This window comes from Nonomuraea sp. NPDC048826 (assembly GCF_043198225.1).
Classification (GTDB): Bacteria; Actinomycetota; Actinomycetes; order Streptosporangiales; family Streptosporangiaceae; genus Nonomuraea.
The window spans coordinates 498551-523570 of the sequence record NZ_JBICUQ010000008.1 but is presented as its reverse complement, the minus strand read 5'-3'; the positions used below and the strand labels follow the sequence as shown (position 1 = coordinate 523570).

Genomic DNA, 25020 nt, shown 5'->3' with positions numbered 1-25020 from the left:
CGAAGCAGGACTCTCTCAAGGAGAACGGCATGCGATCCCACAAGCTCATGACGGCGCTCGCGCTGGCGGCGGGACTGGCCGCCGCCACCGCGAGCGCGGCCCCGGCCGCCGCGACGACCTCGGCCGCGACGTGCCGGGTGGAGGTGAACTACCTCGACGCCTACGACACCGAGGAGAACAACGGCGACGAGATCAAGATCAACCTCGCCGGCTACATGTACCCCAGCGGCGGCCAGTACGTCGCCATGAACAACGGCGACACCGCCTACTCCGGCAACTTCGCCAACCCGACCACCACGATCGGCACCGGCACCTCGGCGAAGTTCAGCGTGCGCGAGGTCACCCCGCCCGCCGTCGGCCAGGGTGACGAACTCGGCTCGGTCACCGCCCAGGGCTCCACCTGCGCCCAGCTCGCCACCGGCCAGATCGCCTACATCTCCAGGCACCTCTTCGGCAACGGCTACTGGTACTACCTGAGCCTGGTGATGACCGGCCTGTGACCGTAGGAGGAGGTCACCGGTCCTCCTCGCCGGCCAGCTCGCGCGCGCGGCGCAGCAGCGCCGCGCGCCGGGCGTGGGCCCGCACCGCCAGGGTCAGGCTCAGCGCCACCAGCAGCCCGCCGACCACCAGGGCAGGCCCTGCCCCGGTGCCGCGCTGGACGGCCACCGCGGTCACGACCCCCGTGGTGGCCAGCGAGGCCACCAGGCCGAGATAGGCGGCGACGAGCCGGTCGGTGGCGAACAGCGGTACCCGGCGCGTCAGCAGCCACCCGCCGTAGCAGGCCCACGCCAGGCAGAACACGGCCGACAGCGCGAACGCCGCCTGCGTGTGGCCGGGCAGCGGGCCGGGCTCGGTCCACCACAACGCGCTCACGAACACCGCCCCGGCGGCGCCCGCCAGCAGGGCCGTCACCGCCCGGATCCTGACCCGGGCCGACAGCGCCGGCTCCAGCCGCCCGATCAGATCCCGGGCCGACAAACGAGGCTCTTCGGTCATAGCGGGTATCCCTCCTTCTCCAGGTGCTCACGCAACAGCCGACGGGCACGGTTCAGCCGCGACTTGACCGTCCCGGCCGGGATCCGGCAGATGGACGCGCACGCGTCCACCGGCAGGTCCTCCAGGTAGAACAGGACGAGGATCTCCCGTTCGGGCACCGGCAGCGCCGACAGCGCCTCCACCAGCGCGGCCCGATCCACCAGCGCCTCCACCGGATCCTCGGCGGCCGTCCCGGCGACCGTCTCGATGGCCGTCTCGGCCGCGGGCGCCGCCTGCGCCCGCGCGTACTCGCCGCGCAGCCGGTCGGTCACCGAGCGGCGGGCGATCGTGAACAGCCACGGCGCGAACCGGTCCGGCTCCCGGAGCCGGGGCAGGCCCCGGACCACCGCCAGCCACACCTCCTGGGCCACGTCGTCGGCCCGCTCGGCGTCCAGCATCCGCCGCACGTACGTCCACACCGGCACCCGCCACCGGGCCACCAGCTCGGCCAGCGCCGCCCGTTCGCCCAGCTGGGCGCGGACCACCAGCAGCTCATCGGTCATCTCGTCCTCCCGTCACCCCGCACAGTCGGGGGAACGGCCCGCCGGGTTCACGCCGGGAACCAGGTGCCCGGTTCCGCCACAATGGTCACCACCACATCCAAGGAGCGAGATGGCCAAGTACCTGCTGCTCAAGCACTACAGGGGCGCGCCGAAGGCGGTCAACGACGTGCCGATGGACCAGTGGACCCCGGAGGAGGTGTCGGCCCACATCGCCTACATGAGCGACCTGGCCGCCCGGCTCCAGGGCACCGGCGAGTTCATCGGCGAGCAGGCCCTCTCGCCCGAGGGCACGTTCGTCCGCTACGACGGCGAGGGGCGGCCGCCGGTCACCGACGGCCCGTTCGCCGAGACCAAGGACCTGATCGCCGGCTGGATGATGATCGACGTCGACACCTACGAGCGAGCCCTGGAGGTGGCCGCGGAACTGTCCGCGGCCCCGGGCGCGAACGGCGAGCCCATCCACGAGTGGCTGGAGATCCGCCCGTTCCTGGGCGAGCTGCCGACCATCACGGAGTGACGCCCGTGGACGAGACCCTGCTGCGCGCCCTCACCCCGACGGTGATCGGCGTCCTGGTCCGCCGCGGCGCCGGCTTCGCCGCGGCCGAGGACGCCGTCCAGGAGGCCCTCATCGAGGCCGTGCGCGGATGGCCGGACGACCCGCCGCGCGACCCCAAGGGCTGGCTGATCACCGTGGCCTGGCGCAAGTTCCTCGACGCCGCCCGCGCCGACGCCTCCCGGCGGCACCGCGAGCTGCGCGCCGGCGACGAGCCCGCGCCAGGCCCGAGCCAGGACGCCGACGACACCCTCCAGCTGTACTTCCTGTGCGCGCACCCGTCCCTGACCCCGGCCTCGGCCGTCGCGCTCACCCTGCGCGCCGTCGGCGGCCTGACCACGCGCCAGATCGCCCAGGCCTACCTCGTGCCGGAGGCCACCATGGCCCAGCGCATCAGCAGGGCCAAGCGCACCGTCTCGGGCGTGCGGTTCGACCGGCCCGGCGACGTCGCCACCGTGCTGCGCGTGCTCTACCTGGTCTTCAACGAGGGCTACTCGGGCGACGTCGACCTCGCCGGCGAGGCGATCAGGCTCACCCGCCGGCTCGTGGCCATGACCGGTCACGAGGAGGTCGCCGGCCTGCTCGCCCTCATGCTGCTGCACCACGCGCGCCGCCCGGCCCGCACCGCCCCCGACGGCAGCCTCATCCCCCTCGCCGAGCAGGACCGCGGCCGGTGGGACACCCGCCTGATCGCCGAAGGCGTCGAGGTGCTCCAGGCGGCGCTCGCCCGTGACCGGCTCGGCGAGTTCCAGGCCCAGGCCGCCATCGCCGCGCTCCACGCCGACGCCCCCACGGTCGAGGAGACCGACTGGGCGCAGATCGTCGAATGGTACGACGAGCTCGTCCGCCTCACCGGCAGCCCGGTGGCCCGCCTCAACCGCGCCGTCGCCGTCGGCGAGTCCGAAGGCCCCAAGGCCGGGCTCGCGGCCCTGGCCGAGCTCGACCCCGGCCTGCCCCGCCACACCGCCGTCGCCGCCTACCTGCACGAACGCGACGGCGACCCGGTGACCGCGGCCCGGCTCTACGCCGAGGCCGCCCGCTCGGCGCCCAGCCTGCCCGAGCGCGCCCACCTCACCCGCCAGGCCGCCCGGCTCAACGCGCGCCTGCGCGGCTGACGCCTCCCCTTCCCCGCGCCGGGGGCTCGGCGCGCTTGCCTGACGCATACTGCGTATGCATACTGAGTATTTATGTCCATCAGGCACGGCCTCCTCGCGCTCCTCAGCAGGGGCCCCCGCCACGGCTACCAGCTCAAGGGCGAGTTCGAGACGTCGACAGGGGCGACCTGGCCGCTCAACATCGGCCAGGTCTACACGACGCTCGCCCGCCTCGAACGCGACGGCCTGGTCCAGCCAGGCGAATCCGACGACCAGGGCCGCGTCGTCTACACCATCACCGCGGCCGGCCGCCACGAGATGACGCGATGGTTCGACACCCCGGTCACCCCCACCGACCGGCCACGCGACGAACTCGTCATCAAGCTGGCCATGGCCGTCGCGGCCAAAGAAGTGGACATCACCGACGTCATCCGCAAGCAACGGACAGCCACCATGCGCACCCTCCAGCACCTCACGCAGGCCAAACGCGCCACCACCCAAGGCACCGCCCACACCCTCGTGATCGATTCCATGATCTTCCAGGCCGAAGCCGAGCAACGCTGGCTCGACCACTGCGAAGCCGTACTCCAGGAGAAGGCATGACCCACGTACGGCTGAGCGACGTCACCAGAACCCACGGCGAAGGAGCCGCGACCGTGCACGCGCTCCAGCACGTCACCCTCGAAGCCGGCACCGGCGAACTCCTGGCCGTCATGGGCCCGTCCGGATCCGGCAAGTCCACCCTGCTCAACCTGGCGGGCGGGCTCGACCGGCCCACCTCCGGCACCGTCCACATCGGCGAGCACGACCTCGCCACCGTCCGGGACCTCGCCGCGCTGCGACGCCGCACCGTCGGCTACGTCTTCCAGGACCTCAACCTCATCCCCTCGCTCACCGCCGCCGAGAACGTCATGCTCCCGCGCGAACTCGACGGCGCCCGCCCCCGCCGAGCCCGCCAGGAAGCCATGACCGCGCTCGCCGACATCGGCGTCGACCACCTCGCCGACCGCTTCCCCGATGAACTGTCCGGCGGCCAGCGCCAGCGCGTCGCCATCGCCCGGGCCCTCATCGGCGAACGACGCCTCCTGCTCGCCGACGAACCCACCGGCGCGCTCGACACCGGCGCCGGCGACGACATCCTCCGCATCCTGCGTGAGCGCGCCGACGCCGGCGCCACCGTCCTGCTCGTCACGCACGAGCCCCGCTACGCGGCCTGGGCCGACCGGGTCGTCTTCCTCCGCGACGGCCGGATCGCCGACACCACTGACACCACCGGCACCCCGCTGACGAGCACCCGATGAGCATCACCCCGGCCGCACTACGCCTGGCCCGCCGCAACGCCCGCCGGTCCCCGGGACGCAGCGCCCTGATCATGGTCATGATCGGGTTACCCGTCCTGATCGTCACCGCGCTCCTCACCCTGACCGCGACCATGACCGTCTCGGCGCGGGAGTCCCTCACCGCCGACCTCGGCACCGCCGACGCCCGCCTCACCGTCCTCCCGGCGGACACCACCTTGCGGCAGACCCCAGGCGGCGCCACCTGGCAGTCCGGCGACACCCCGCGCCCCACTCCCGGACCGGCCGACGTCACCGCCCTCCTGGGACCGGGGTCCCGGACCGTCCCCTACGGCACCGGCACCGTCCGTCTCGGCGCCGAACAGCTCACCGCCGTCGAGACCGACCTGCGCGACCCTCTCACCCGGGGCATGCTCCCCCTGGCCGAAGGCGCGTTCCCCGGCACCGGCGAGATCGCCGTCACGCCCGCGCTCGGCCTGCGCCCCGGCGACCACGTCACCCTCACCGGCAGCGCCACACCGCTCACCGTCTCCGGCGTGATCGAACACCCGCACCGGCCCTCGCTACGCGCCGTCACCGGCCCCGACCTGCCGCTCACGCCCTTCGACGACTTCTGGGACGGCGGCGCCGGCTGGCTCGCCGACACCACCGGACCCGTCACCCGGGACGCCATCACCCGGCTGAACACCGCGGGCCTCCACGTGACCTCCCGGGCCGCCGTCACCGCCACACCCCCGATCCCCATGCCCGACCTGCAGCGCACCGTCGGGTTCTCCGCCGCGGCGATCATGGTGCTGCTCGAGATCGCCCTCCTGGCCGGGCCCGCCTTCGCCGTCGGCCTGCAAAGACGACGCCACGAACTCGCGACCATCACCGCGCAAGGCGCCACCCCCTCCCACCTCCGCACGATCGTCCTGGCCGACGGGCTCCTCCTCGGCGGCACCGCCGTCCTGCTCGCGACCGCGCTCGGCATCGCCGCCGGAGGCCTGTCGGCCACCGTCATCGCCCAGCGGACAGGACAGATCGGCCCCCTGGACATCCCCTGGGCCTCGATCCTGGCCGTCGCGGCGCTCGGCCTCGCCGCCGCCGTCACCGCGGCGCTGATCCCCGCCAACCAGGCCGCCCGCCAGGCCGCCCGCCACCACACCGCCCTCATCCTGGCCGGCCGCACCCCGGCCACCGCCGACCGGCCGGGGTGGCCCCTCGCGGGCGCGCTCATGGCCCTCGCCGGACTCGCCGTCGCGTTCGTCTCGCGCCGCCAGCCGAACTCCGGCTGGCTGATCGCCGCCGCGCTGCTGCTCCTCGTGCTCGGCCTGCTCGCCCTCACCCCCTGGCTGATCGGCCTGACCGCGCGATCCGCCGCGCGCCTGCCCCTTCCCCTCCGCCTGTCCGTACGGGACGCCGCCCGCCACCGCGCCCGCACCACCAGCGCCGCGGCGGCCGTCACCGCCGTCACCGCCATAGCGATCACCGTGGGCATCGGCGCCCACAGCACCTACATCGACCAACGCGACGCCTACACCTCCGCCCGCCCCACCGGCACGCTCGCCATCTGGGCCGGAACCATCAGCGACACCGACTGGGACGAACTCCGCGCCACCGCCACCCGCCTGCTGCCCGGCGTCCCCTTCGCCACCGGCTACCAGGTGCGCGGCGCCCAGGGCCACCGCTACGCGCTGCGCTACGCCGTGCGCTGGAACGGGAAACGCATCCGCCGCACCGTCGCCGTCGGCGGCCAGGACCTGCTCACCCTCCTCCAAGGACGCCACGACCCCCAGGCCGCCGCCGCGCTGGCGAGCGGCAAAGCCGTCGTCTTCGACCCGGCCGCCGTCCGCGACGGCAAGCTGACCATCCGCGCCGGCTCCGTCAAGGGCTCCCCGCGCACCTTCCACGTCCCCGCCGTCCTCGCCACCCCCGCCGACCCGCACCAGGGCGGCGCCCTCCTCCCCCGCGCCCTCGTCGAACAGGAGGGCTTCACCACCACCGCCCGCCAGCTCTACGCCATGCGCGAACTCCCCGGCGCCGACTTCCACAAGAGCCTCCACAACGTGACCTCCCGCGTCACCATCGCCGCCGAACCCGGATACAGCCACCTGTCCGACCCCCAGCTGTGGGCCTGGCTGGCCGGGTCGCTCGTCATCGTCGTCGGCGGCACCCTCACCGCCACCCGCCTGGCCGCCAACGACATGCGCCCCGAACGCGCCACCATGCTGGCCATCGGCGCGCCCCCCAGCATCCTGCGCACCGTCGTCGCCGGCCAGGCCCTCTACATCTCCGGGCTCGGCGCGCTGTCCGGGCTGTTCGCCGGACTGGTCGCCGGCGTGGCGCTGAGCCGGTCCACGACGACGTACGGCGCCGGCGACCCCGTCACGACCGCCATACCGTGGCCGTTCGTCCTCGCCATGGTCGCCGGCCTGCCTCTGCTGGCCGCCGCCGCGGCGCTCATCACCCGGACGAGGCCGCCGTTCCCACCCCGGCCGCTGTGACCCGCCGCATTTCCCGATTACTTATCCCGGCACTTCACCTACACAAGGTGAAGAAGTCAAGGTAAAACCCGCCACGCCGTTCCGGCCGCGTGCCCGGCCTAAAAAATCAACGAGTCACCGCGATTCATTCATGATGCACGGGTATGAAGTGGGCTCACCATTCCGAAAGGAGGCCCGAGCAGCCCGCGCGAAAAATTCGAGACGATTCACCACCCTTTTACGAGATCCCCCATCAAGCCGTTACCGGGTTCTCAAACGCACCGAAAAGCACGCATCACCCCTGTTCAAGAGGGCTATGACGCGCGCCTTTCATTCCCAACAAAAGCAGGGCAAACAATCGCCGGGCGCGATTATCGCCCACACCCTGCGAATCGTCACCCCATCATTTCTTCAGACCAGGAGAAACGTCGCATGACTCAGACCGCGCACCGCACGCACAACGGCCGGACAGAAAAAACCGCGCAGACGAAAGAAGCCATCAGGCAAGTTTACGAGTTCATCTCCGACGAGTACGACGACCGCATTCCCGGACTCACCGCCGCGGACCGCCGTTTCATCGACACCGAACTCGACTTCATCCTCGGCCGCGTCGGGCCCGAGGACACCGTGCTCGACCTCGGCTGCGGCACCGGACGGCTCACCATCCCCCTGTCGAGACTGGCCAAGCAGGTCGTCGGCCTGGACCTGTGCGACGGGATGCTCTCCGTCGCCCGGCGCAAGGCGGAGCAAGAAGGCGCCGGCATCCGGTTCGACCAGGGCGACATGTGCGACCTGCCCTACCCCGACGACAGCTTCGACGTCATCACCAGCACGCTGGCCCTCATGCACATCCCGCCGGAGGCGCGGCCGACCGCGGTCGCGGAGATCGCCCGGGTGCTGCGGCCCGGCGGCCGCATCCTCACCGGGGTCAAGAACGCCGCGTTCGAGCAGCTCACCCGGGCCGACCGGTTCGCGACCGTCGACATCACCGACGTCGACAACAAGACCCTGGTCTTCACCGGCACCCGCGACGGCGAGGAGCGGGTGGCCCCCTGGTTCAGCTTCTTCCCCGACGAACTGGAGGAGCTGTTCTCGGAGGCCGGGCTGCTGCCCGCGCGCCTGCGCGGGAACTGCCTGCTCGCCGCCTGGGTCGCCGACCAGATCCTCGCCGACCCGGGCATCTACGCCATCGTCGAGCAGCTCGAGACGGCCCTGAACGAGACTCCCCCGTTCAGCCGGTACGGCTACTACATCCTGGCCGAAGCGGTGAAGCCCGCCTGACAGGCCGACAACCACGGGAGACCGGGAGGACGGCACCCGTCCTCCCGGCTCCCGGGCACCGGAGGTCAGGCCGACGTGGCCTCCCGCACCGGCCGGCCCGGATCCTGCCGGAACGGCGCACGCAGCCACGGGAACGCCGCCGCCCCCACAGCCGAGGCCACCAGAGCCACCACCGCGAACAACGCGAAACTGCCGGCGCCGAACATCTCGTAGGCGACCGTGGCCACCAGCGGCCCGGCGACCCAGCCGAGATCGGAAACCAGCCCGAACCAGCCGAACGCCCATCCCTGACGCCCCTCCCCGAGCCGCCCGATGACAGCCCGCATGTTGACGTAGACCAGCGGCTGCACCGCCATGAGCGCGATGAAGGCCGCGGTGAACACCCCGTACGAACCCGTCACCCAGGCCAGCGCCAGAGCCGCCGCCTGCACGGCGAAGACCACCGCCGCCAAGGGGAAGCCGCGAGACAGATGCATCACCCGGCCGCCCACCCAGGAGAACACGGCGAAGACGACCAGCCCCAGGAAGAAACTCAGCGACACCGCCCTCTCCCCGGCGCCCAGCAACCCCGTACCGTGCAGCGGGAACAGCGGCTCCAGCGCCGCGTACACCGCGTTGTTGGCCAGATCGAGCACCCCCAGCACGACGACCAGCGGGATCAGCGGCAGACGGGAAAGCCGCTCCGCACCCTCCGCCGGCGCGGGCGGCCCCCCGCCCGCCGGGCCGCCCTCCCCGGGCCCGCCGCGGCGGAAGGCCAGCGCCACCAGAACGGTCGCGACCACCGTCAGCACCGCCCCGCCCGCGAACGCCGACCGGAAGTCGATCACCCCGGACAGCACGGCGATGAGACCGGGCCCCACCGTCATCCCGGCCACCGCCGCCGTCCCGAACCAGCCCAGCGTCCGATCCGAACCGTGCCCCGACTCCTTCCCCAGCTGCGCGGTGAGCCGGTACAGCGCCGGCATCGCCAGCCCCTCCCCGATCCCCCACACGAACCGGCAGGCCACCACCTGCGCACCCGTGGTGGCCACCGCCAGCGCCGCGGTGGCCACCGCCGTGACGGCCAGACCCGCGATCGCGATCGTCCGGCCGCCGATCCGGTCGACGAGCCAGCCCCCGACAGGCTGGCTGAGCGCCTTGGTCGCCGCGAACCCCGCGAACGCCACACCGATGAGCACCGCGCTCATCTGGAACACCGAGCTGAGCGTCGGCACGAACGGGATCAGCACGGTGTAGGCCACGTTCGCCACACCGACCGCGCCCAGCAGCGCCACCAGCCGCAACCGCACGCCGGCCCGGACACTCATCCGGGCCTGCCCAGGAAATCGCTGATACCGCGGTGCATCTCCGCCAGGCGCTCGGCATAGCGGGCCCTGCGCCCCGGCGCGAGCACGTACACCGGGCTCCACAGATCGACCGCATGAAACCCCAGCCGCTGCTTGAACTCCAGATTGCCGCGCCCGAAGTCCACCCACCGGCAGCCCCGGCCGGCGGCCGCCGCGACCGCCTCGTAGATCAGGAAATAGTACGGGAAATGGGTCTTGAGCAGGGCGTAGTCGATACCCGCCGCCCACAGGACCAGACAACCGTCCCGTTCGAACGACAACAACCCCGCCGCCGGCCGCCCGTCGAGATCGGCGCTGAGCAACCGCGTCCCCGGCACCTCCAGCAGCGCCCGCAACGCCGCCTCACTGTAGAGCGGCGGAGTGCCGTGCCGCTCCGCCGACTGACGGGTCAGCCGCGCGAACGCAGACAGCACCGGACCGGCCGCGGCGACATCCCGGTCGTGATAAGTCAGCCCGGCCTCCCCGCCACGCCGGTGATAACGCCGCAACCGCCCCCGATGAGCCGTCGCCAGCCGCCCCAGATAGCCGTCCATCCCGCCCGTCAGACGCACGCGACACGTCGCGTCGAGCCGGACGAGAGCATCAGGAGCCTCCAGCGCCTCCAGCGCCTCCAGCGCAGGCCCCGGCTCGAGATTCGTGACCACCAGCGCCTCGGCGCCCCACTCCCGGGCCGTCTCCACCGCGCCGGCCACCGCCCCCGGCACCACGGAACCCGCCTCACCCGCCGGCACCTGGTTCAGCGGGCTCGTCACGGCGTACACACTGGACAAGTACGCCACCGGCCCCTCCCACACAGGCGGCACGCCCGCGTCGCCCTCGTACCCACGCCACAAAGGCGAGTGCGTGACCAGCTGCGACATGACCGGCACCCCGCCGGCCCACAACCGGGCGACCCGGGACGGCGACTCCATCCCGCCCGCCACCCAGGCGTCCTGCCAGCCCTCCGTGGCGAAGACCCGGCCGCAGACCGTACCGAGATCCGGCTCCATCACCGTGCTCACGAAGGCCCCCTGTCCACGTGCAACGGACAGCGGCCCGCCAGAGGGACGTTGGCGTCCGGCAGCACGTACTGCTTCCACTCCCGCATCTCCGTGTCGCCGTAAGCCAGCTCCACCAGCGCAGGATGCGGAGGAACGTCGTCCCAGCGCCGGACCCGGTCATAGATCCGCTGCCGGATGCGCTCACCACCCGGATCGTCCCGGTTGGTCCCGAAGAACACCCGCCTCGGCTGAAAGCACATCAGGAAATGATCACCCATCCGCCTGCTGTGACGCCGCTCGTAAGCCGGGATGCACGGGAAGACGAACATGGGATCACCGGCGAAACAGAACTCCCACCCCGGATCGTCGGGATCGTCCGGGACGTCCGCAGGCCACGGCTCCGAATCCCGCGCCCGTAACCACCGCAAAGTCTCCCAGAACCGCCGCTCATGACCGGCGAAGTCCAGCCCACCCATATCAGCGAAGAACGCGATGAGCAGGTGACGACGACGCGGATGAGCCCGCGACAGCGCCACGAACTCCCTCAACGTCGCAGCCAACACCCCCAGATCCCGCTCCCCCGCCACCCACGTATAGCGGATGTGCCCCTGCGCCTCGGCCATCGTACCGAAATAACAAGGGAAACCCGGATCACTGATCACCGCCCGATAAGCCTCGTACGCCTCCCTCACCCACCCCTGACAGGCGCCGCCCGCCAGATCCTCCCTGGTCAGCAGACGCGAACGGCCTCCGGCAACGATACGACCCATGACAGGCTCCTTCTCCTACGAGGAATCAGACAGGCTCACGAATAAGAGGACACGACAGACAGCGCGGACCACCACGACCCCGGCCCAGCTCCGCCCCCGGAACCGGCACGACCTCGATCCCGTGCTCGGCCGGCAGTTCATTGCTCCGCTCGTTCCGCTCATAACTGACCACCACGCCCGCAGCCAACGTCAACACGTTGTTGCCGTCATCCCACTGCTCCCGATCGGCCACGAGAGACTCCGCGCCGAGACTGGTGCCCGACTCGAGGGGATGCGCCCGGTCAAGGCTCATGGCAGCTCCAGATGCGCCGACGATGCACTTTGTTGCGTGCGTCAAGCACATATACCGCCCACATCGAAGCCCTAACGTCCACCCGCCTCCACCACGCACTTGGTCACCGTCTGAACTGGTCGTTAGACTCGCACAGTGAGCCTGGAGCGAGCGGCCAACCTGTACGGCGCCAGCGCACTGGTGGCCGCCGACCACGTCCGCCACGCCTGGCAGACCACCCTGCCCGGCAAATCCGAATCACTCGCAGCCGGACTCGTCGCACTCGCCACCTTCGGCGACCTGTTCGTCGACGAACTCAGCAAAGCACTCTTCCTCACCCACTCCGGCACCACCCGCCTGGTCAACCGCCTCCAGGAAGCCGGCTGGGCCACCCGCCACGCCGGCGACGACGAAGCCGACCGCCGCCGAGTCCTCGTCTCCCTCACCCCCGAAGGACGACAGGTCGTCGGCGAGGTCCTCACCGCCCGCCAGGAAGCCCTCGCCGCCCTGCTGAAACCCCTCAGCCCAGGCCAACGCGAGCAACTCTCCGACATCCTCGAGACGATCCTGCACCACCAGGGCAGCGACGGACGCAGCCTGCACACCACCTGCCGCCTCTGCGACCACCAGGTGTGCGTCCCCTGCCCGACCCTCGAAGCCCACCGAGCGGCGACCACCTCCGAGCCCTGACCCTCCCCTTTGATGAAAGGGTTTTGGGTTGGGTGAGTGGTTTGTGAACTCACCCACCGCCTTTACGTTGTAGATTTCTTACGCACCGAGCACGCTCGTAAGCCTGGCCAGCGCTTCGGCGATCCGCTCCCGGGGCAGACCCAGCGTCGTGCGCTGATGGAGGTAAACCTCGGGCGCCAGCGGCGCCAGCAGCACGTCGACCAGCGCGTCCGGCCCCGGCGTCCCCGCCGCGACCAGCAGGGAGCGCACGTGGGCACGCCAGAAGCCGTACGCGCCGGTCTCCAGCCGGGAGCGGCCGACCTCCGAACCGAGCACCAGGTGGGCGTGGTCCTCCAGCAGCCGGACCATGGCGGCGTAGAAGGCGGTCAGCCGCTCGGCCGGCGGCGCTCCCGGGCCCAGCGGCGGCTCCCCGCGCAGGAGGCGTTCCTGCAGCTCCCGCTCGTGCTCGTCGAGCAACGCCACGGCGATCGACGCGCGGTCGGGATAGCGGCGGTAGAGGGTGCCGCGCCCGACTCCGGCCCTCTTGGCGATGTCGTCCATCGTCACGTCCTGCGGCGGCCGCTCCGCGAACAGCTGCGCGGCCGCCTCGAGGATCCGGGCGCGGTTGCGCGCGGCGTCGGCTCTCTCCATACCCCGATTGTATGTGGACACCTCGTCCGGTTATATTCAAGTGGACAGCGTGTCCACATAACTGGAGAGATCATGTTGCTGCACCTGGACGCCAGCGCCCGCCGCGCCTCGTTCTCACGGAAACTGTCGAGCCGGTACGCCGAGACCTGGCGCGCCGCCCACCCCGGAGCCGGCTACGTCTACCGCGACCTGGCCGCGCAGCCCGTGCCGCACATCGGCGAGGCCTGGACCGAACTGTGCGACCACATCCTGGAGCACGAGATCACCGACATCTCGCGCTACCCCGAGGCGGCCCGCACCCCCGCCCAGCGCGAGGCGTGGGCCGTCGTGGAACCCCTCCTCGACGAGGTCGTGGCCGCCGAGGTCATCCTCATCGGCACGCCGATGTACAACTACTCCATCCCCTCGGCGCTCAAAGCCTGGCTCGACCAGATCACCTTCCCCAAGATGTCGCTGAAAGGCCGCTCGTTCGTGGTGACCAGCGCCCGCGGCGGCGCGTACGGCCCCGGCACGCCCCGCGAGCCCTTCGACCACCAGGAGCGCTACCTGCGCGACTTCTTCCAGGGCCACTTCCAGGTCGGCGACGTACGGTTCATCCACGCGGAGCTGGTCAACGCCCGCCTCGACCCGGCGCTGGCGCACCTGCGCGGCCGGCACGAGGAGTCGCTGGCCGCGGCGCTGCTGGAGGCGGCCCGATGAACTGGGCGATCCTGGTGCTGGCCGGGCTGGTCGAGGTGGCGTGGTCCCAGAGCATCAAGCCGACGCAGAACTTCACCCGGCCGGTGCCGACGCTGATCTGCCTGGTGCTGATGGCCGTCGCCGTGTGGCTGCTGTCCCAGGCCATGAACACGCTGCCGGTCGGCACCGCGTACGCCGTCTTCACCGGCATCGGCGCCGTCGGCGCGATCACCCTGGGCATCGTCGTCAACGACGACCCGGTGTCGGTGGGCAGGATGGCGGCTCTCGCCCTGATCGTCGGGGGCATCGTGCTGGCCAGGGTCACCTCGTGATCACAAAAGCACTGGACGGGGCGCGGGGCGGGCTTGTAGCTTGCGGGTGACCGTGACACCGCCCGAGGAGGTGAGACCCATGAACGCTCGATCGACGTGGGTGCTCCCCCGTAGCGTCACGGACGGCGACTGACGCAGGTGTCGCCGGGAGCGCCGCCGAAGCACTCCCGAAAGGCAACACACCTGTGAACTCTCCGCAAGACGTGATCATCGCCGGGTGCGGGCCGACCGGCGCGACACTGGCCGCCGAGCTCCGGCTGCACGACGTACGCGTGCTCGTCCTGGAGAAAGAGACCGAGCCCAAGTCGTTCGTCCGCATCGTCGGCCTGCACATGCGCAGTCTTGAGCTGATGGCGATGCGCGGGCTGCTCGACCGCCTCCTCCCCCACGGCAGGCGGCGTCCGGCCGCCGGATTCTTCGCCGCCATCCCCGCGCCGGTGCCCGAGGGCCTCGACTCCGCGTACGCCTACCTGCTGGGCATCCCCCAGCCGGTCGTCGAACGCCTGCTGGAAGAGCACGCCATCGCGCTCGGCGCGCAGATCCGTCACGGTCGCACGGTCACCGGTTTCGAGCAGGACGACCACGGCGTGACCGTCGAGCTGGCCGACGGGGAACGGCTGCGTTCGCGCTATCTCGTCGGCTGTGACGGCGGGCGCAGCACGGTGCGCAAACTGCTCGGCGTCGGCTTCCCCGGCGAGCCCGCACGGACCGAGACGCTGATGGGCGCGATGGAAGTGGGCGTGCCGCAGGAGGAGATCGCCGCGAAGGTGGCCGGCGTGGGCCAGGCCCACCAGCCGTTCTGGCTCCGGCCCTCCGGGGAGGGGCTCTACAGCGTCGTCGTCCCCGCCGCCGGGGTCGGCGACCGCACCCGACCGCCCACCCTCGACGATTTCCGCCGGCGGCTGCGCGCCATCGCCGGCACCGATTTCGGCGTGCACTCCCCCCGCTGGCTGTCCCGCTTCGGGGACGCCACCCGGCTGGCCGAACGGTACCGGGTCGGGCGGGTGCTGCTGGCCGGCGACGCGGCGCACATCCACCCGCCCATCGGCGGGCAGGGCCTGAACCTGGGCGTCCAGGACGCCTTCAACCTCGGCTGGAAACTGGCCGCGCAGATCCGCGGCTGGGCTCCGGACACCCTGCTGGACACCTACGAGGCCGAACGCCATCCGGTCGCCGAGGACGTGCTGGACAACACCCGCGCCCAGATGGAGCTGCTGTCCTCCGAACCCGGCCCGCGGGCCGTGCGCAGGCTGCTCACCGAGCTGATGGACATCAACCAGGTGAACCGCCACCTCATCGAGAAGATCACCGCGACCGGCGTCCGCTACGACCTCGGCGCGGGCCCCGACCTGCTCGGCCGCCGCCTGCCCGACCTCGACCTGAAGCAGGGCCGCCTCTACGACCTGTTGCGTCGCGGCCGCGGCCTGCTGCTGGACCGCACCGAACGCCTGACCGCCCGCCGCTGGTCGGACCGGGTCGACCAGCTCTCGGATCCCACCGCGGCCCTGGACGTGCCGTGCGTCCTCCTGCGCCCCGACGGCCACGTCGCCTGGATCGGCGACGATCAGCGGGACCTGGACGACCATCTCCACCGCTGGTTCGGCCGCCCCATCCCCTGATCGGTCACGGCTGATCGGTCACGGCGCGTCCCCTGCACGGGGCCAGCGCTCCAGCAGCGCGTGCAGGGCGTCGAGCGAGCGGACCCAGGAGCTCTCGGCCGGGCGCGCGTGCCGGAAAGCGCCGGCGGCTTCGAGGCTGACGAAACCGTGCAGCGTGCTGCGCACCAGCCGGACGGCGTCCGTCAGGTCGGGCTCGTCCAGCGCGTAGGCGCGCAGCATGCTGCAGGTCAGCTCGATCGCGCGGCGCGGCCCCGGAGCCCGGGCCACCAGCTCGGGGTCGATCGGGATCGGGGCCTGCGTCGCGGCGTAGCGGCCGGGGTGGGCGCGGGCGTACTCCCGCCAGGCGTTCGCGAACGCCACCAGCGCGTCCTTCCCGGCCCGCCCGGCCGTGGCCTCGGCGATGCGGATGGTCTTCTCGTCCGCCGCCAGCAGCGCGATGCGCCCGCGCAGGTCTTCCAGCCCGCGTACGTGCACGTACAGGCTCGCGTCCTTGACCCCGAGCCGCCGCGCCACCGCCGACATGGTCACCCGGCCGAGCCCCACCTCGTCCGCCAGCTCGGCTCCCGCGAGCGTCACCTTGTCAGCCGTCAACCCGGCTCGGGCCATGCGCACCACCGTTCACCTAGGGATAAACGCCCTCAACCTAGCAGCCCTAGGAACGGCGGGAAAAGCGTTGGCGGCGTGATCCGGGAGCGGGCTAGCGTGACGTACGCCATACGCCCGAGGACCGCTCCCGCGGGCGCTCGTGATCATCCGGAAGATCGGAGACCCGGCATGACCTCTCAGCTCCACGCGCTCTGCATCGACGCGCACGACCCCCACCGTCTCGCGCGCTTCTGGGCCGAACTGCTGAACTGGGAGCCGACGGACGACGGCACCGTGCTCACTCCGACCGACGACACCGGGTTCCTGATCCGATGTCTGCCCACCCAGGAGACGAAGTACGACGAGAACACGATGCACTTCGACCTGACGAGCACGTCCGACGAGCACCAGCGGGAGACCGTGGCCCGGGCACTCGAGCTCGGCGCGCGCCACCTCGACATCGGGCAGGGCCCGGACGCGACGCACACGGTGCTCGCCGACCCCGAGGGCAACGAGTTCTGCGTCCTGGAGGCGGGCAACAAGTTCCTGGCCGAGTGCGGCTTCGTCGGAGCGCTCGCCTCCGACGGCTCGCAGGCGGTCGGATACTTCTGGAGCAAGGCGCTGGGCTGGCCCCTGGTCTGGGACCAGGACGAGGAGACGGCGATCCGCTCGCCCCACGGCGGCCCCAAGATCACCTGGGGCGGCCCTCCGCTGATGTCGCGGAACGGCCGCATCCGGCTCCACTACGACCTCGCCCCGCCCGCGGACGGCGATCAGCAGGCGGAGATCGAACGGCTCATCGGCCTCGGCGCGACCCGCCTCGACTCCCGCCCGCACGAGACCGGCGGCGTGGTACTGGCCGACCCCGACGGCAACGAGTTCTGCGTCCTGACCCCCCGGTGACCCCCGGCCATCCCTGACGACAGCCGACGACAAGGCCCGCGACCCAGGTCGGCGGCCCAGGTCGGCGGCCCAGACCCGCAACCCAGTTCCGCGACGCAGGCCCGCGGCCCAGGTCGGCGTGTGTCAGGTCTGGGGCAGGCCTGCCAGCAGCTCCTGCTCGCGTGCGGCGCTGAGGCCGGCCCGGCGCGGGCGGTCCAGCCCTTCGGCCCGTTCCCAGGCGAGCAGGTCGGCGAGCAGCTCGGCGCGGGGGCGGTGGCGCAGCCCGGCGGCGCGCGCCGCCTCGCCCGAGCGGGCCGACCAGCCCTCCCACCCCGGCTCGACCAGCCACATCGGCAGCGACTCCGGCCCCATGTACTCGTTGACGCCCTGGCCGAGCAGCCAGGCCGGGTCGGCGGCGACGACCGGCCCGGTGTGGCCGCCGACGGCGCGGCACTCCTCGATCCAGGCGCCGAACGGCACCGTCGGGCCCACCGCGTTGTAGGTGCCGGTGATCCGGGACTGCGCGCAGTCGAGCAGCCAGGCGGTCAGGTCGCGTACGTCGACCACCTGCGTGGGCCGGTCGGGCGAGTCGGGCACGAGCATCGGCCCGTGCGGGTCGCGCGCGGCCCGGCACACCCAGTAGCCGGAACGCCCGCTGTGGTCGCCCGGCCCGCCGATCAGCCCGGCCCGCGCGACGAGCAGCCGGTCGCCCACCACCTCGGCCGAGGCCAGCTCGCAGGCCGCCTTCGCCTCACCGTACTGCTCCCGGTCGACCTCCTCGCGGTCGGTGGGCTCCAGCAGCGGCGCGGTCTCGTCGGCCCCCGGCACCCCGTGCGAGGCGTAGGCGCTGACGGACGACACGTAGGCCCAGTGCGCCGCACGCCCGCCCAGGGCCTCCAGCGCGCCGCGGACCATGCCCGGCTGCCACGACACCTCGACGACAGCGTCCCACTCCCGGTCGCGCACCCGGTCGTAGGCCCCCGGCGCGCTCCGGTCGGCGACCACCAGCTCCGCGCCCTCGGCCGGCGGCCCGCTCTCGCCCCGCGCCAGACAGGTCACCTTGTGCCCGCGGCCGATCGCCTGCCGCGCCACCTCACGGCCCAGCCACGCGGTGCCGCCGAGAATGAGAAGATCCATGCCTCCACCCAACCACCGCCGACGAGCCCCGCCGACCGGGTTCGCACCTGGCGTAAAGCCGGGCGATCCGGCCACCTCGCCGGTGGTCTACACGGCTGATGAACGAGCCGGACGCTGACCTGGTCCAGCCCGCGTCGCTCGGACGTCCCGTGGATCCGGCCCGTTACGGGGGTGTGGTCCGGCCGGACAAGACCGTGCGATGGGCGCTGGACGAGCTCGCGTCGGCGAGGCGGCGGCCGCCGACACCGAAGCCGCCGCGCTCCCGGTCAGGGACTGACGGACACCTTCTCCGCGCCGATCCGCCGCATGCGCTCGACCCCCCACGCGCCCAGGGAAGCCAGGGCCTCGTTGAGCGAGACGCCGTCCTCGGTCAGGGAGTACTCGACCTTGGGCGGCACCTGGCGGTACACCTCCCGATGCACCAGCCCGTCGTCCTCCATCTCCCGCAGATGCTGGATCAGCATCTTCTCGCTCACGCCCGGCAGGCCGCGCCGCAGCTCGGAGAACCGGCGCGTCCCGTGCTCGTCCAGCTCCCACAGGATCAGCGACTTCCACTTGCCGGAGATCACGTCCATCGCCGCGTCGATGCCGCAGAAATAGGGACCCTGCCGTGCCATCCGCCCTCCACGCTTACTTTCGGGTAAGTACCTGACTTAATAGTCCGTACTGGTCAACCCTACCGGCGCGTGGAAAGGATGGCCCGGACGACGAAATCCCGGAAGGAACCCCGATCATGACAAGCGACAACGGCGTCCAGGTGAGCGTTCTCGGGCTGGGGGCGATGGGCGGCGCACTCGCCGCCGCCCTGGTCAAGGCCGGACACGCCACCACGGTCTGGAACCGCTCACCGGGCAAGGCCGGCGACCTGGTCGCGCTCGGCGCGCGGGACGCCGCCACGGCGGGCGACGCGGTACGGGCCAGCCGAGTGATCATCGCCTGCCTGCTGGACCACGCGTCCGTCCACGAGGTCCTCGATCCGCTCGCCGCCGACCTGGCCGGCCGCACCCTGGTCAACGTGACCACGACGACCCCCGCCCAGTCCCGCGAACTGGCCGCCTGGGCCGCCGGGGCCGGAATCGTGTATCTGGACGGCGGCATCATGGCCGTACCCGACATGATCGGCCGGCCGGGGGCGTCGATCCTCTACAGCGGATCGGCCGACGCCTTCGCCGCGCACCGGCCGCTGCTCGACCTGTGGGCGGACAGCACCTACTTCGGCGCGGATCCCGGGCTGGCGTCCCTGTACGACCTGGCCCTGCTCGCCGGCATGTACGTCATGTTCGCCGGGTTCATGCACGGGGCCGCGATGGTGGCGCCGGCCGGGGTGACCGCCCGCGAGTTCGCGGCCATGGCGACGCCGTGGCTGACCGCCATGACCGGCGCCTTCCACGAGTTCGCCGAAGTGATCGACGGCGGCGACTACACCGTCGCCGGGCAGCAGAGCCTGGAGTTCTCCAGCCTCGGCGACCTCCTCGCGGCCAGCTCCGACCAGGGCGTCAGCACCGAGGTCGTCGCGATGGTCCAGCGGCTCATCCAGCGCCAGATCGACGCGGGACACGGCGCCGAAGGCTTCGCCCGGATCATCGAAAGCATCAGGCGACCGGCCTGAGACCCTAGCGCGCCGCGTCCAGGACCGGCTTGACGTCGACGACCGGGGTGCCGTCGACGGCCTCCAGGTCCGACACCCGCACCCGCAGCCCGTCGACGGCCAGCACCCGGACCCGGTGCAGGCCGAGGGGATTGGGCCGGTCGGCCGACCGCGTACTGAAGACCCCCGTCAGCGGGTTGCGCACGTCGTCGCGCGGATGCACGGCCAGCACGGACCGGTCGGCGAGGTGCAGCCACGTCAGGACGAACACCTCGTCGCCCACCGCGAGATCGCGGACGCCCTCGGCCACCGCCGCGTCGAACCTCAGCCAGGCGTCGGGCCCGCCTTCCACCCCCTGCTTCGGCGCGCTCGCGCGGTCCTCAAGGGGCGACTCGACCACCCCGACGGGACGGATCTCGTACGTCATGGCTCCTCCGTACGCAGGCCGACGCCATCAGGCGGATCCCTGAGGCACGGGGAAGTGCCTCAGGAGCATCATCCGCCCCTACCGCCGCCCGGGGCAACCAGTGATCCGCCCCTCCGCGGGCGTGCGCGTCGCGGAGGGGCGGACGGCGGTCAGGACGCGGGCTCCGCGCCGCCACCCGTCGCCGGCAGCCCCGCCTCGCGCCACGCGCGGAAACCGCCGACGACATCGGTGGCCCGCGTCAGCCCCAGCTCGTGCAGCGACGCGGCCGCCAGGCTGGAGGTGTAGCCCTCGGAACACAGGACGATCACCTCGACGTCGTACCCGGTCGCCTCGGGCAGCCGGGCCTCCCCCGCCGGGTCGAACCGCCACTCCAGGACGTTGCGTTCGACGATGAGCGCCCCGGGAACCTCACCTTCCCGCGCCCGCTGGGCTGCCGGGCGGATGTCGACGATCAGCGACCCCGCGCGCCACCGGTCATACGCCTCGGCGGGCGGCAGCCGGTGCAGCGACCGCCGCCGGTCGGCCAGGATCTGGTCGATGGTGCGCGCCCCGGGTGGCGGCCGGCTCACCACTGTTCCGCCGTCTCCTCCGCGAGCTTGACCAGCCCGGAATCGGTCAGCTCGTAGCGGTTCATCGTGGACAGCGGGGGCGAGTAGACGTGCACGCTCACCGCCGGCGCGGCGGAATCGTTGTGAACCTCGTGCACATAGTCGCGCCCGAATTCACGCACGTCACCCGGGACGAGCTCCCGTTCGACGGCCACATCGTGCTCCCGCAGCGTGCCCAGGGCGACGGCGAACGCGCCCCGCGACTCCCCGTGGTCATGGAACCCGGTCGTCTGGCCGGGCAGCCAGCTGATCAGCCAGATCTCGTGGTCGTCGTCGTGGTGGAGTCGCTCGTACCAGCGCTCCTGAGTGTCCAGCCGCACCCGCCGCACCCACGTGTCCAGGTCGGCCGCGAGCGCACGGGCCCGCTCCCCCAGGTCGAGCGCTGCCGGGGCGAAGGTGTTCACGGTCATGTCGGTGTTTCCTGCTCTTTGTCTCTGCCGGTTCGTCGTCATGCGAAGGCGGGCGCCGGACACAGCGCGCTCGCCTGCCGTCCGAGGTCGACGGGCAGGTCAGACCAGAGAAGAGACCCGAGGTGCATGGCTCATAGGGTGACCCAGATTCCCCACTAAGTCAATCTGAAATTCGGGTTTTAGGTGCGATCGTCGGCGACCCAAGCGGTGTCTCCCCGCGTGAGGCCGCGTACTCGCCAGGCGTCAACGCTCTGTCGGCCTGGAACCAGCCGACGAGCGCGGCGCGGGAGAGGTCGTCCTGGTGCTCACTCCAAGGCGGTCGATCACGATGCGGGCCGGTGGATCAGAGGGTGAGGACCACTTTGCCGCGTACGTGGCCGTTCTCGACCATGCGATGGGCGGCGACGACCTCGTGCAGCGGGAACGTACGGACGGGCACGGTCAGGCGGCCGGTCGCCGCCAGGCCGACGAGCTCGCGCAGGGCGGGGAGCGAGCGGCCGCCGACCCGCCGCACCCCGTGCTCCTCGACCGCGCGCCGGTCGACGGTCGTGCCGATGCGGTGGCGGTCCTGGACCAGGGCGAGGCTGGTGGTGACGGCCTCACCGCCGACGAGGTCGAGGACGACGTCGACCCCGTCCGGTGCGAGCGCGCGGACGCGGTCGAGCAGACCGGGACCGTACGTGGTGGGGGTCGCACCGAGACCGCGCAGGTAGTCGTGGTTCCCCTCACTGGCGGTGCCGATGACCCGGGCCCCCAGGTCACGCGCGAGCTGGGTGGCGACGGTGCCGACCCCGCCCGCCGCGGCATGGATGAGGAGGACGTCGCCGGGCCCCACCCCCAGCTGGGACAGCGCGGTGTGGGCGGTCTGACCGGCGGCGGGCAGGCCCCCGGCCACCTCCCACGGGACCGACGGCGGCTTCACGACCAGACCGGCGGCGTCGGCGACCAGGACTTCCGCGTACGCCTGCGCGGTGGCCGAGCCCACCACGTCGGTGCCGACGACGACGCCGTCGGCGGGGACGTCGGGGCCGAGGGCGATGACCGTGCCGGCGAACTCGTTGCCCAGGCGTCGCGGGAAGTCAGCGGGGTGGGTGCCGGCGAAGTCGCCGCGGCGGAGCTTGCAGTCGACCGGGTTCACTCCGGCCGCGCGGACCCGCACGAGCACCTGGCCCGGCCCAGGCCGGGGAGTCTCGATCCGCAGGGGCCGCAGGACTTCCGGGGGGCCGTAGCGGGTCAGGGCGATGACGGTCGGCATGGGTGGACTCCTCGGAGCACGTGGTGATGACGGCGCTCAGCCGGTCAGGGCGTAGGGGCGGGCGGTGCGGGCCGCCCGCAGGGCTGACGCCCACCAGGCCAGCCGGTCGAACAGGACGTGCGCCGCGGCCTCGGCCGACTTGGCGAGCGCGGGATCGGTGACGCGGCCGTCCCGGTCCACGTGGTCGTGCGGGGAGTGGAAGCTGACCGTGTCGCGCAGGGTGACGGCGTGGAGCTCGGCGAGGACCTGGCGCAGCTGCTCCACGGCGCGCAACCCGCCGGCCAGCCCGCCGTAGGAGACGAACGCGACGGGCTTGGCGGCCCACTCGTCGCGCACGGTGTCGATCGCGAGCTTCAAGGAGGCGGGGTAGCCATGGTTGTATTCGCAGGTCACGACGAGGATCGCGTCGGCGTCGCCGATGCGGCCGGCGAACTCCGCCGCGTCGGCCGAGCCGCCGAGGTCGGCGGGCAGGTGGAGCTCGGCCAGGTCGAGGACGTCGACGGCGAACTCCGGCCGCCCGGCGGCGACACCCGCGGCCCAGCGGCCAATGGCCGCGCCGAACCGGCCCCGGCGGGTGCTGGCGATGATCAATGCCAGGCGGAGCGGCTGGTCGTTCACGGGCGGGTCCCCTCGTCCTCGTGACCGGCGCGGGCGGCGTCACGCACGGAGGCGAGGCCGGTGGCCAGGTGCTCGCGCTGCCGTTCCGAGAGCCGGCCGAAGGAGAGCCGTTCCAGCTCGGCCCAGGCGGTGCGGACGCGGGGGCACAGGTCGCGTCCGGTGCCGGTGAGATCGACGTCCATCGCGCGCTGGTCGGTCGGGGAGGGGGTGCGCACGATGAGCTCGGCGCGCTCCATGGCCTGCAGGGTCGCGGTCACCGTGGAGCGGTCGCGGCCCAGGAAACGGACCAGCTCGGACTGCGGCGTCCGGCCGTGGTCCTGCAGGTAGAGCAGGACCACCTCCTGCGGGGCGACCAGGCCCAGGTCGGCCAGGAGCGACGCGGCCAGGGCGGCGTGGGCCCGCACCGCCTGCAGCAGCAGCGAGCCGAGCGGCGCCTCGGCGATCTGGACTCCTGGATGCGGCCGATTACTTGTTGGCATGCCAACATCGTACCGCGCATACTGCTGGCATGCCAACAAAACTCGGGAACTTGGATCCGCTGGAGCCAGCCCTGATCCGCCACGCCGCGATCCTGATGATCGGCGGCCTGGCATCCCTGCTCAACACCACCATCGTGGGAGTCGCCCTGGACGACGCCCGGATCGCCCTGGCCGCCGACACCGAACAGATCCAGTGGGTGGCGACCGCCCACCTCCTCACCCTGGCCGTGATCGTCCCCACGATGCCCTGGGCGCTCAGCCGCCTCGGCCCCCGGACCCTGTGGCGGACCAGCCTGCTCATCTTCACCGTCGCCTCCCTGCTGTGCGGAGCCGCCTGGTCCGCCCCCAGCCTCATCGCCTTCCGCGTCCTCCAAGGCGTCGGCAGCGGGCTGATCCTCCCCGTGCTGCAGACGATCCTCACCACCCTGGCCGGACCACGGCGACTGGGCCGCGTGATGGCCCTGGTCGCGGTGCCCGGCCAGCTCGCGCCACTCCTCGGACCGGTACTCGGCGGCCTGGTCGTCGACGGCCCCGGATGGCGATGGGTGTTCTGGGTCAGCGTCCCGCTGAGCGTCACCGCCCTGGCCCTGTCCTGGCGCGGGCTCCCCCACGCCGTCCCCACCGGCCCACGGCCCTTCGACCTGCGCGGACTGCTCCTGCTGTGCCCCGGACTGGCCATGCTGCTGTACGGCGGCACCCGGCTGACGGCCTCCACCGACGCACTCGGCGCCGGCCTGCCGATCACGCTCGGCATCGCGCTGCTGCTCGGCTACACACACCGAGCCCTGCGCCGCCGCCACCCCCTGGTGGACCTGCGCCTGTTCGGCGATCGCGCCTTCGCCCTGTCCGGCGGGCTGATGCTGCTGACCGGGGCGTCGATCTTCGGACCCATGGTGCTGCTCCCCCTGTTCTACCAGCAGGTACGCGGCGCCACCGGCGTGGAGACAGGCCTGCTGCTGACTCCCCTGGCCCTCGGCACCATGACCGCGCTGCCCCTCGCCGGACGGCTCACCGACCGCTTCGGACCACGCCTGCCGCTCATCACCGGCACGCTCGTCGCCGCCGCCGGCACCGTCCCCTACGTGATCACACCCGACGCGGGCGATCCGGCACTGAGCGCCGCCCTGTTCCTGCGCGGCGTGGGACTCGGCCTGGCCACCGTCCCCATCACCACCGCCGCCTACACCCGGCTGCCGACCGAGGCCGTCCCCGAGGCGACCACCCTGCTCAGCGTCGTCCAACGCATCGGCGGCTCCTTCGGCACCGCCTTCCTCCTCGCCCTCGTCGCCCGCCACCTCACCACCGACGGCCCCGCCCCACAGGCGTACGCGATCGCCTTTGCCGCCACCCTCGCACTCTCCCTGCTCGCCCTCGTACCAGCGGCACTGCTCCCACCTCGGCCGTCCGTCAAGCCGGTCGCGAACACGGAGAAGAGCCGCACCGGCGACGTTTGACAGCCCTCCGGCCCCCCCGCGTCTGAACATGC

The 25020-nt window shown here is 72.2% G+C and carries 30 protein-coding genes; 14 read left to right on the top strand and 16 right to left on the bottom strand.

What is annotated here, in order from left to right; all coding sequences use genetic code 11:
• Positions 1-29: 29 nt before the first annotated feature.
• Entirely contained in the window at positions 30-500 is a 471-nt protein-coding gene (locus ACGFI7_RS30200; RefSeq protein ID WP_393410392.1) for a hypothetical protein, read from the top strand.
• Positions 501-513: 13 nt separating this feature from the next.
• Here the strand turns inward: ACGFI7_RS30200 and ACGFI7_RS30195 are convergent, their stop codons facing one another.
• Together ACGFI7_RS30195 and ACGFI7_RS30190 are read right to left on the bottom strand one after the other, a co-directional pair.
• Positions 514-996 (bottom strand): hypothetical protein, encoded by a 483-nt coding sequence (locus ACGFI7_RS30195; RefSeq protein WP_393410390.1) that lies wholly within the window; start codon positions 994-996, stop codon positions 514-516.
• Positions 993-1538 carry an RNA polymerase sigma factor gene (locus ACGFI7_RS30190; RefSeq protein ID WP_393410388.1) on the bottom strand — a complete coding sequence of 182 codons (546 nt, stop codon included), beginning with the start codon at positions 1536-1538 and terminating at the stop codon, positions 993-995. Before ACGFI7_RS30190 ends, ACGFI7_RS30195 begins: the two co-directional genes overlap by 4 nt.
• A gap of 109 nt (positions 1539-1647) precedes the next feature.
• Between ACGFI7_RS30190 and ACGFI7_RS30185 the strand changes: the two genes are divergently transcribed.
• From ACGFI7_RS30185 to ACGFI7_RS30160, 6 genes are all read left to right on the top strand, one after another.
• Positions 1648-2055: a YciI family protein gene (locus ACGFI7_RS30185; protein WP_393410386.1), complete on the top strand. Its 408-nt coding sequence runs from the start codon at positions 1648-1650 to the stop codon at positions 2053-2055.
• Positions 2056-2060: 5 nt separating this feature from the next.
• A complete protein-coding gene (locus ACGFI7_RS30180; protein WP_393410383.1) occupies positions 2061-3206 on the top strand; it encodes an RNA polymerase sigma factor in 1146 nt (381 codons plus the stop codon).
• Positions 3207-3278: 72 nt separating this feature from the next.
• Positions 3279-3788 carry a PadR family transcriptional regulator gene (locus ACGFI7_RS30175; RefSeq protein WP_393410381.1) on the top strand — a complete coding sequence of 170 codons (510 nt, stop codon included), beginning with the start codon at positions 3279-3281 and terminating at the stop codon, positions 3786-3788.
• The gene (locus ACGFI7_RS30170) at positions 3785-4486 is read left to right on the top strand and encodes an ABC transporter ATP-binding protein (protein WP_393410378.1); all 702 of its coding nucleotides are present in this window, start codon (positions 3785-3787) and stop codon (positions 4484-4486) included. The genes ACGFI7_RS30175 and ACGFI7_RS30170 overlap by 4 nt, the downstream gene beginning before the upstream one ends.
• On the top strand, positions 4483-6969 hold the full coding sequence (locus tag ACGFI7_RS30165; protein ID WP_393410376.1) for an FtsX-like permease family protein: 2487 nt from the start codon (positions 4483-4485) through the stop codon (positions 6967-6969). Before ACGFI7_RS30170 ends, ACGFI7_RS30165 begins: the two co-directional genes overlap by 4 nt.
• Positions 6970-7380: 411 nt before the next feature.
• Positions 7381-8229 carry a class I SAM-dependent methyltransferase gene (locus ACGFI7_RS30160; protein ID WP_393410374.1) on the top strand — a complete coding sequence of 283 codons (849 nt, stop codon included), beginning with the start codon at positions 7381-7383 and terminating at the stop codon, positions 8227-8229.
• A 65-nt stretch (positions 8230-8294) separates the two neighbouring features.
• On the opposite strand, the gene ACGFI7_RS30155 is transcribed toward ACGFI7_RS30160, so the two are convergent.
• Genes ACGFI7_RS30155 through ACGFI7_RS30140 form a run of 4 tightly spaced genes read right to left on the bottom strand, consistent with a single transcriptional unit; the run spans position 8295 to position 11617 of the window.
• Positions 8295-9536 (bottom strand): MFS transporter, encoded by a 1242-nt coding sequence (locus tag ACGFI7_RS30155; protein WP_393410372.1) that lies wholly within the window; start codon positions 9534-9536, stop codon positions 8295-8297.
• Complete coding sequence (locus ACGFI7_RS30150) at positions 9533-10576, bottom strand: GNAT family N-acetyltransferase (RefSeq protein ID WP_393410370.1); 1044 nt, start codon at positions 10574-10576, stop codon at positions 9533-9535. Before ACGFI7_RS30150 ends, ACGFI7_RS30155 begins: the two co-directional genes overlap by 4 nt.
• The gene (locus tag ACGFI7_RS30145) at positions 10573-11325 is read right to left on the bottom strand and encodes a YqcI/YcgG family protein (protein WP_393410367.1); all 753 of its coding nucleotides are present in this window, start codon (positions 11323-11325) and stop codon (positions 10573-10575) included. The genes ACGFI7_RS30150 and ACGFI7_RS30145 overlap by 4 nt, the downstream gene beginning before the upstream one ends.
• A gap of 25 nt (positions 11326-11350) precedes the next feature.
• Positions 11351-11617 (bottom strand): arginine deiminase family protein, encoded by a 267-nt coding sequence (locus ACGFI7_RS30140; protein WP_393410364.1) that lies wholly within the window; start codon positions 11615-11617, stop codon positions 11351-11353.
• A 135-nt stretch (positions 11618-11752) separates the two neighbouring features.
• Here ACGFI7_RS30140 and ACGFI7_RS30135 point away from each other — a divergent pair, with 135 nt between their 5' ends.
• Positions 11753-12286 (top strand): MarR family winged helix-turn-helix transcriptional regulator, encoded by a 534-nt coding sequence (locus tag ACGFI7_RS30135; RefSeq protein ID WP_393410361.1) that lies wholly within the window; start codon positions 11753-11755, stop codon positions 12284-12286.
• Positions 12287-12364: 78 nt separating this feature from the next.
• On the opposite strand, the gene ACGFI7_RS30130 is transcribed toward ACGFI7_RS30135, so the two are convergent.
• The gene (locus ACGFI7_RS30130; protein ID WP_393410358.1) at positions 12365-12916 is read right to left on the bottom strand and encodes a TetR/AcrR family transcriptional regulator; all 552 of its coding nucleotides are present in this window, start codon (positions 12914-12916) and stop codon (positions 12365-12367) included.
• A 72-nt stretch (positions 12917-12988) separates the two neighbouring features.
• On the opposite strand from ACGFI7_RS30130, the gene ACGFI7_RS30125 reads away from it, so the two are divergent.
• The 3 genes from ACGFI7_RS30125 to rox all read left to right on the top strand — a co-directional run bounded on the left by ACGFI7_RS30125 (position 12989) and on the right by rox (position 15545).
• Positions 12989-13615: an FMN-dependent NADH-azoreductase gene (locus ACGFI7_RS30125; protein WP_393410355.1), complete on the top strand. Its 627-nt coding sequence runs from the start codon at positions 12989-12991 to the stop codon at positions 13613-13615.
• Positions 13612-13926, top strand: coding sequence for a DMT family transporter (locus ACGFI7_RS30120; protein WP_393410352.1), 315 nt, complete (start codon positions 13612-13614; stop codon positions 13924-13926). Before ACGFI7_RS30125 ends, ACGFI7_RS30120 begins: the two co-directional genes overlap by 4 nt.
• A 185-nt stretch (positions 13927-14111) precedes the next feature.
• Positions 14112-15545: a rifampin monooxygenase gene (gene rox, locus ACGFI7_RS30115; protein ID WP_393410350.1), complete on the top strand. Its 1434-nt coding sequence runs from the start codon at positions 14112-14114 to the stop codon at positions 15543-15545.
• 18 nt (positions 15546-15563) lie between these two features.
• On the opposite strand, the gene ACGFI7_RS30110 is transcribed toward rox, so the two are convergent.
• Positions 15564-16151, bottom strand: coding sequence for a TetR/AcrR family transcriptional regulator (locus tag ACGFI7_RS30110; protein WP_393410537.1), 588 nt, complete (start codon positions 16149-16151; stop codon positions 15564-15566).
• A 168-nt stretch (positions 16152-16319) separates the two neighbouring features.
• Between ACGFI7_RS30110 and ACGFI7_RS30105 the strand changes: the two genes are divergently transcribed.
• Complete coding sequence (locus ACGFI7_RS30105; RefSeq protein ID WP_393410347.1) at positions 16320-17033, top strand: VOC family protein; 714 nt, start codon at positions 16320-16322, stop codon at positions 17031-17033.
• Positions 17034-17156: 123 nt separating this feature from the next.
• Here ACGFI7_RS30105 and ACGFI7_RS30100 read toward each other — a convergent pair whose 3' ends face one another.
• Complete coding sequence (locus ACGFI7_RS30100) at positions 17157-18149, bottom strand: NAD-dependent epimerase/dehydratase family protein (RefSeq protein ID WP_393410345.1); 993 nt, start codon at positions 18147-18149, stop codon at positions 17157-17159.
• A gap of 266 nt (positions 18150-18415) precedes the next feature.
• Entirely contained in the window at positions 18416-18766 is a 351-nt protein-coding gene (locus ACGFI7_RS30095; RefSeq protein ID WP_393410343.1) for a winged helix-turn-helix transcriptional regulator, read from the bottom strand.
• Positions 18767-18882: 116 nt separating this feature from the next.
• On the opposite strand from ACGFI7_RS30095, the gene ACGFI7_RS30090 reads away from it, so the two are divergent.
• The gene (locus ACGFI7_RS30090) at positions 18883-19758 is read left to right on the top strand and encodes an NAD(P)-dependent oxidoreductase (protein ID WP_393410340.1); all 876 of its coding nucleotides are present in this window, start codon (positions 18883-18885) and stop codon (positions 19756-19758) included.
• A gap of 4 nt (positions 19759-19762) precedes the next feature.
• On the opposite strand, the gene tsaA is transcribed toward ACGFI7_RS30090, so the two are convergent.
• From tsaA to ACGFI7_RS30060, 6 genes are all read right to left on the bottom strand, one after another.
• Positions 19763-20164 (bottom strand): tRNA (N6-threonylcarbamoyladenosine(37)-N6)-methyltransferase TrmO, encoded by a 402-nt coding sequence (tsaA, locus tag ACGFI7_RS30085; RefSeq protein ID WP_393410337.1) that lies wholly within the window; start codon positions 20162-20164, stop codon positions 19763-19765.
• Positions 20165-20313: 149 nt separating this feature from the next.
• Positions 20314-20733, bottom strand: a complete 420-nt coding sequence (locus tag ACGFI7_RS30080) for a rhodanese-like domain-containing protein (RefSeq protein WP_393410334.1) — start codon at positions 20731-20733, stop codon at positions 20314-20316.
• A complete protein-coding gene (locus ACGFI7_RS30075) occupies positions 20730-21182 on the bottom strand; it encodes a cysteine dioxygenase (protein WP_393410331.1) in 453 nt (150 codons plus the stop codon). Before ACGFI7_RS30075 ends, ACGFI7_RS30080 begins: the two co-directional genes overlap by 4 nt.
• Before the next feature lie 343 nt (positions 21183-21525).
• Complete coding sequence (locus tag ACGFI7_RS30070; protein WP_393410329.1) at positions 21526-22437, bottom strand: NADP-dependent oxidoreductase; 912 nt, start codon at positions 22435-22437, stop codon at positions 21526-21528.
• Positions 22438-22473: 36 nt separating this feature from the next.
• Positions 22474-23055 carry an NADPH-dependent FMN reductase gene (locus ACGFI7_RS30065; RefSeq protein ID WP_393410326.1) on the bottom strand — a complete coding sequence of 194 codons (582 nt, stop codon included), beginning with the start codon at positions 23053-23055 and terminating at the stop codon, positions 22474-22476.
• On the bottom strand, positions 23052-23534 hold the full coding sequence (locus ACGFI7_RS30060) for a MarR family winged helix-turn-helix transcriptional regulator (protein ID WP_393410324.1): 483 nt from the start codon (positions 23532-23534) through the stop codon (positions 23052-23054). Before ACGFI7_RS30060 ends, ACGFI7_RS30065 begins: the two co-directional genes overlap by 4 nt.
• A gap of 29 nt (positions 23535-23563) precedes the next feature.
• Here ACGFI7_RS30060 and ACGFI7_RS30055 point away from each other — a divergent pair, with 29 nt between their 5' ends.
• The gene (locus tag ACGFI7_RS30055; RefSeq protein WP_393410322.1) at positions 23564-24988 is read left to right on the top strand and encodes a DHA2 family efflux MFS transporter permease subunit; all 1425 of its coding nucleotides are present in this window, start codon (positions 23564-23566) and stop codon (positions 24986-24988) included.
• The last annotated feature ends 32 nt before the right edge of the window (positions 24989-25020 follow it).

What these genes read in the sequence shown, in the direction of transcription:
- ACGFI7_RS30200 (WP_393410392.1), top strand. Translation starts at nt 30, where the DNA reads ATGCGATCCCACAAGCTCATGACGGCGCTCGCGCTGGCGGCGGGACTG.
- ACGFI7_RS30195 (WP_393410390.1), bottom strand. Translation starts at nt 996, where the DNA reads ATGACCGAAGAGCCTCGTTTGTCGGCCCGGGATCTGATCGGGCGGCTG.
- ACGFI7_RS30190 (WP_393410388.1), bottom strand. Translation starts at nt 1,538, where the DNA reads ATGACCGATGAGCTGCTGGTGGTCCGCGCCCAGCTGGGCGAACGGGCG.
- ACGFI7_RS30185 (WP_393410386.1), top strand. Translation starts at nt 1,648, where the DNA reads ATGGCCAAGTACCTGCTGCTCAAGCACTACAGGGGCGCGCCGAAGGCG.
- ACGFI7_RS30175 (WP_393410381.1), top strand. Translation starts at nt 3,279, where the DNA reads ATGTCCATCAGGCACGGCCTCCTCGCGCTCCTCAGCAGGGGCCCCCGC.
- ACGFI7_RS30170 (WP_393410378.1), top strand. Translation starts at nt 3,785, where the DNA reads ATGACCCACGTACGGCTGAGCGACGTCACCAGAACCCACGGCGAAGGA.
- ACGFI7_RS30165 (WP_393410376.1), top strand. Translation starts at nt 4,483, where the DNA reads ATGAGCATCACCCCGGCCGCACTACGCCTGGCCCGCCGCAACGCCCGC.
- ACGFI7_RS30160 (WP_393410374.1), top strand. Translation starts at nt 7,381, where the DNA reads ATGACTCAGACCGCGCACCGCACGCACAACGGCCGGACAGAAAAAACC.
- ACGFI7_RS30155 (WP_393410372.1), bottom strand. Translation starts at nt 9,536, where the DNA reads ATGAGTGTCCGGGCCGGCGTGCGGTTGCGGCTGGTGGCGCTGCTGGGC.
- ACGFI7_RS30145 (WP_393410367.1), bottom strand. Translation starts at nt 11,325, where the DNA reads ATGGGTCGTATCGTTGCCGGAGGCCGTTCGCGTCTGCTGACCAGGGAG.
- ACGFI7_RS30140 (WP_393410364.1), bottom strand. Translation starts at nt 11,617, where the DNA reads ATGAGCCTTGACCGGGCGCATCCCCTCGAGTCGGGCACCAGTCTCGGC.
- ACGFI7_RS30130 (WP_393410358.1), bottom strand. Translation starts at nt 12,916, where the DNA reads ATGGAGAGAGCCGACGCCGCGCGCAACCGCGCCCGGATCCTCGAGGCG.
- ACGFI7_RS30125 (WP_393410355.1), top strand. Translation starts at nt 12,989, where the DNA reads ATGTTGCTGCACCTGGACGCCAGCGCCCGCCGCGCCTCGTTCTCACGG.
- ACGFI7_RS30120 (WP_393410352.1), top strand. Translation starts at nt 13,612, where the DNA reads ATGAACTGGGCGATCCTGGTGCTGGCCGGGCTGGTCGAGGTGGCGTGG.
- ACGFI7_RS30110 (WP_393410537.1), bottom strand. Translation starts at nt 16,151, where the DNA reads ATGGCCCGAGCCGGGTTGACGGCTGACAAGGTGACGCTCGCGGGAGCC.
- ACGFI7_RS30105 (WP_393410347.1), top strand. Translation starts at nt 16,320, where the DNA reads ATGACCTCTCAGCTCCACGCGCTCTGCATCGACGCGCACGACCCCCAC.
- ACGFI7_RS30100 (WP_393410345.1), bottom strand. Translation starts at nt 18,149, where the DNA reads ATGGATCTTCTCATTCTCGGCGGCACCGCGTGGCTGGGCCGTGAGGTG.
- ACGFI7_RS30095 (WP_393410343.1), bottom strand. Translation starts at nt 18,766, where the DNA reads ATGGCACGGCAGGGTCCCTATTTCTGCGGCATCGACGCGGCGATGGAC.
- ACGFI7_RS30090 (WP_393410340.1), top strand. Translation starts at nt 18,883, where the DNA reads ATGACAAGCGACAACGGCGTCCAGGTGAGCGTTCTCGGGCTGGGGGCG.
- tsaA (WP_393410337.1), bottom strand. Translation starts at nt 20,164, where the DNA reads ATGACGTACGAGATCCGTCCCGTCGGGGTGGTCGAGTCGCCCCTTGAG.
- ACGFI7_RS30075 (WP_393410331.1), bottom strand. Translation starts at nt 21,182, where the DNA reads ATGACCGTGAACACCTTCGCCCCGGCAGCGCTCGACCTGGGGGAGCGG.
- ACGFI7_RS30070 (WP_393410329.1), bottom strand. Translation starts at nt 22,437, where the DNA reads ATGCCGACCGTCATCGCCCTGACCCGCTACGGCCCCCCGGAAGTCCTG.
- ACGFI7_RS30060 (WP_393410324.1), bottom strand. Translation starts at nt 23,534, where the DNA reads ATGCCAACAAGTAATCGGCCGCATCCAGGAGTCCAGATCGCCGAGGCG.
- ACGFI7_RS30055 (WP_393410322.1), top strand. Translation starts at nt 23,564, where the DNA reads ATGCCAACAAAACTCGGGAACTTGGATCCGCTGGAGCCAGCCCTGATC.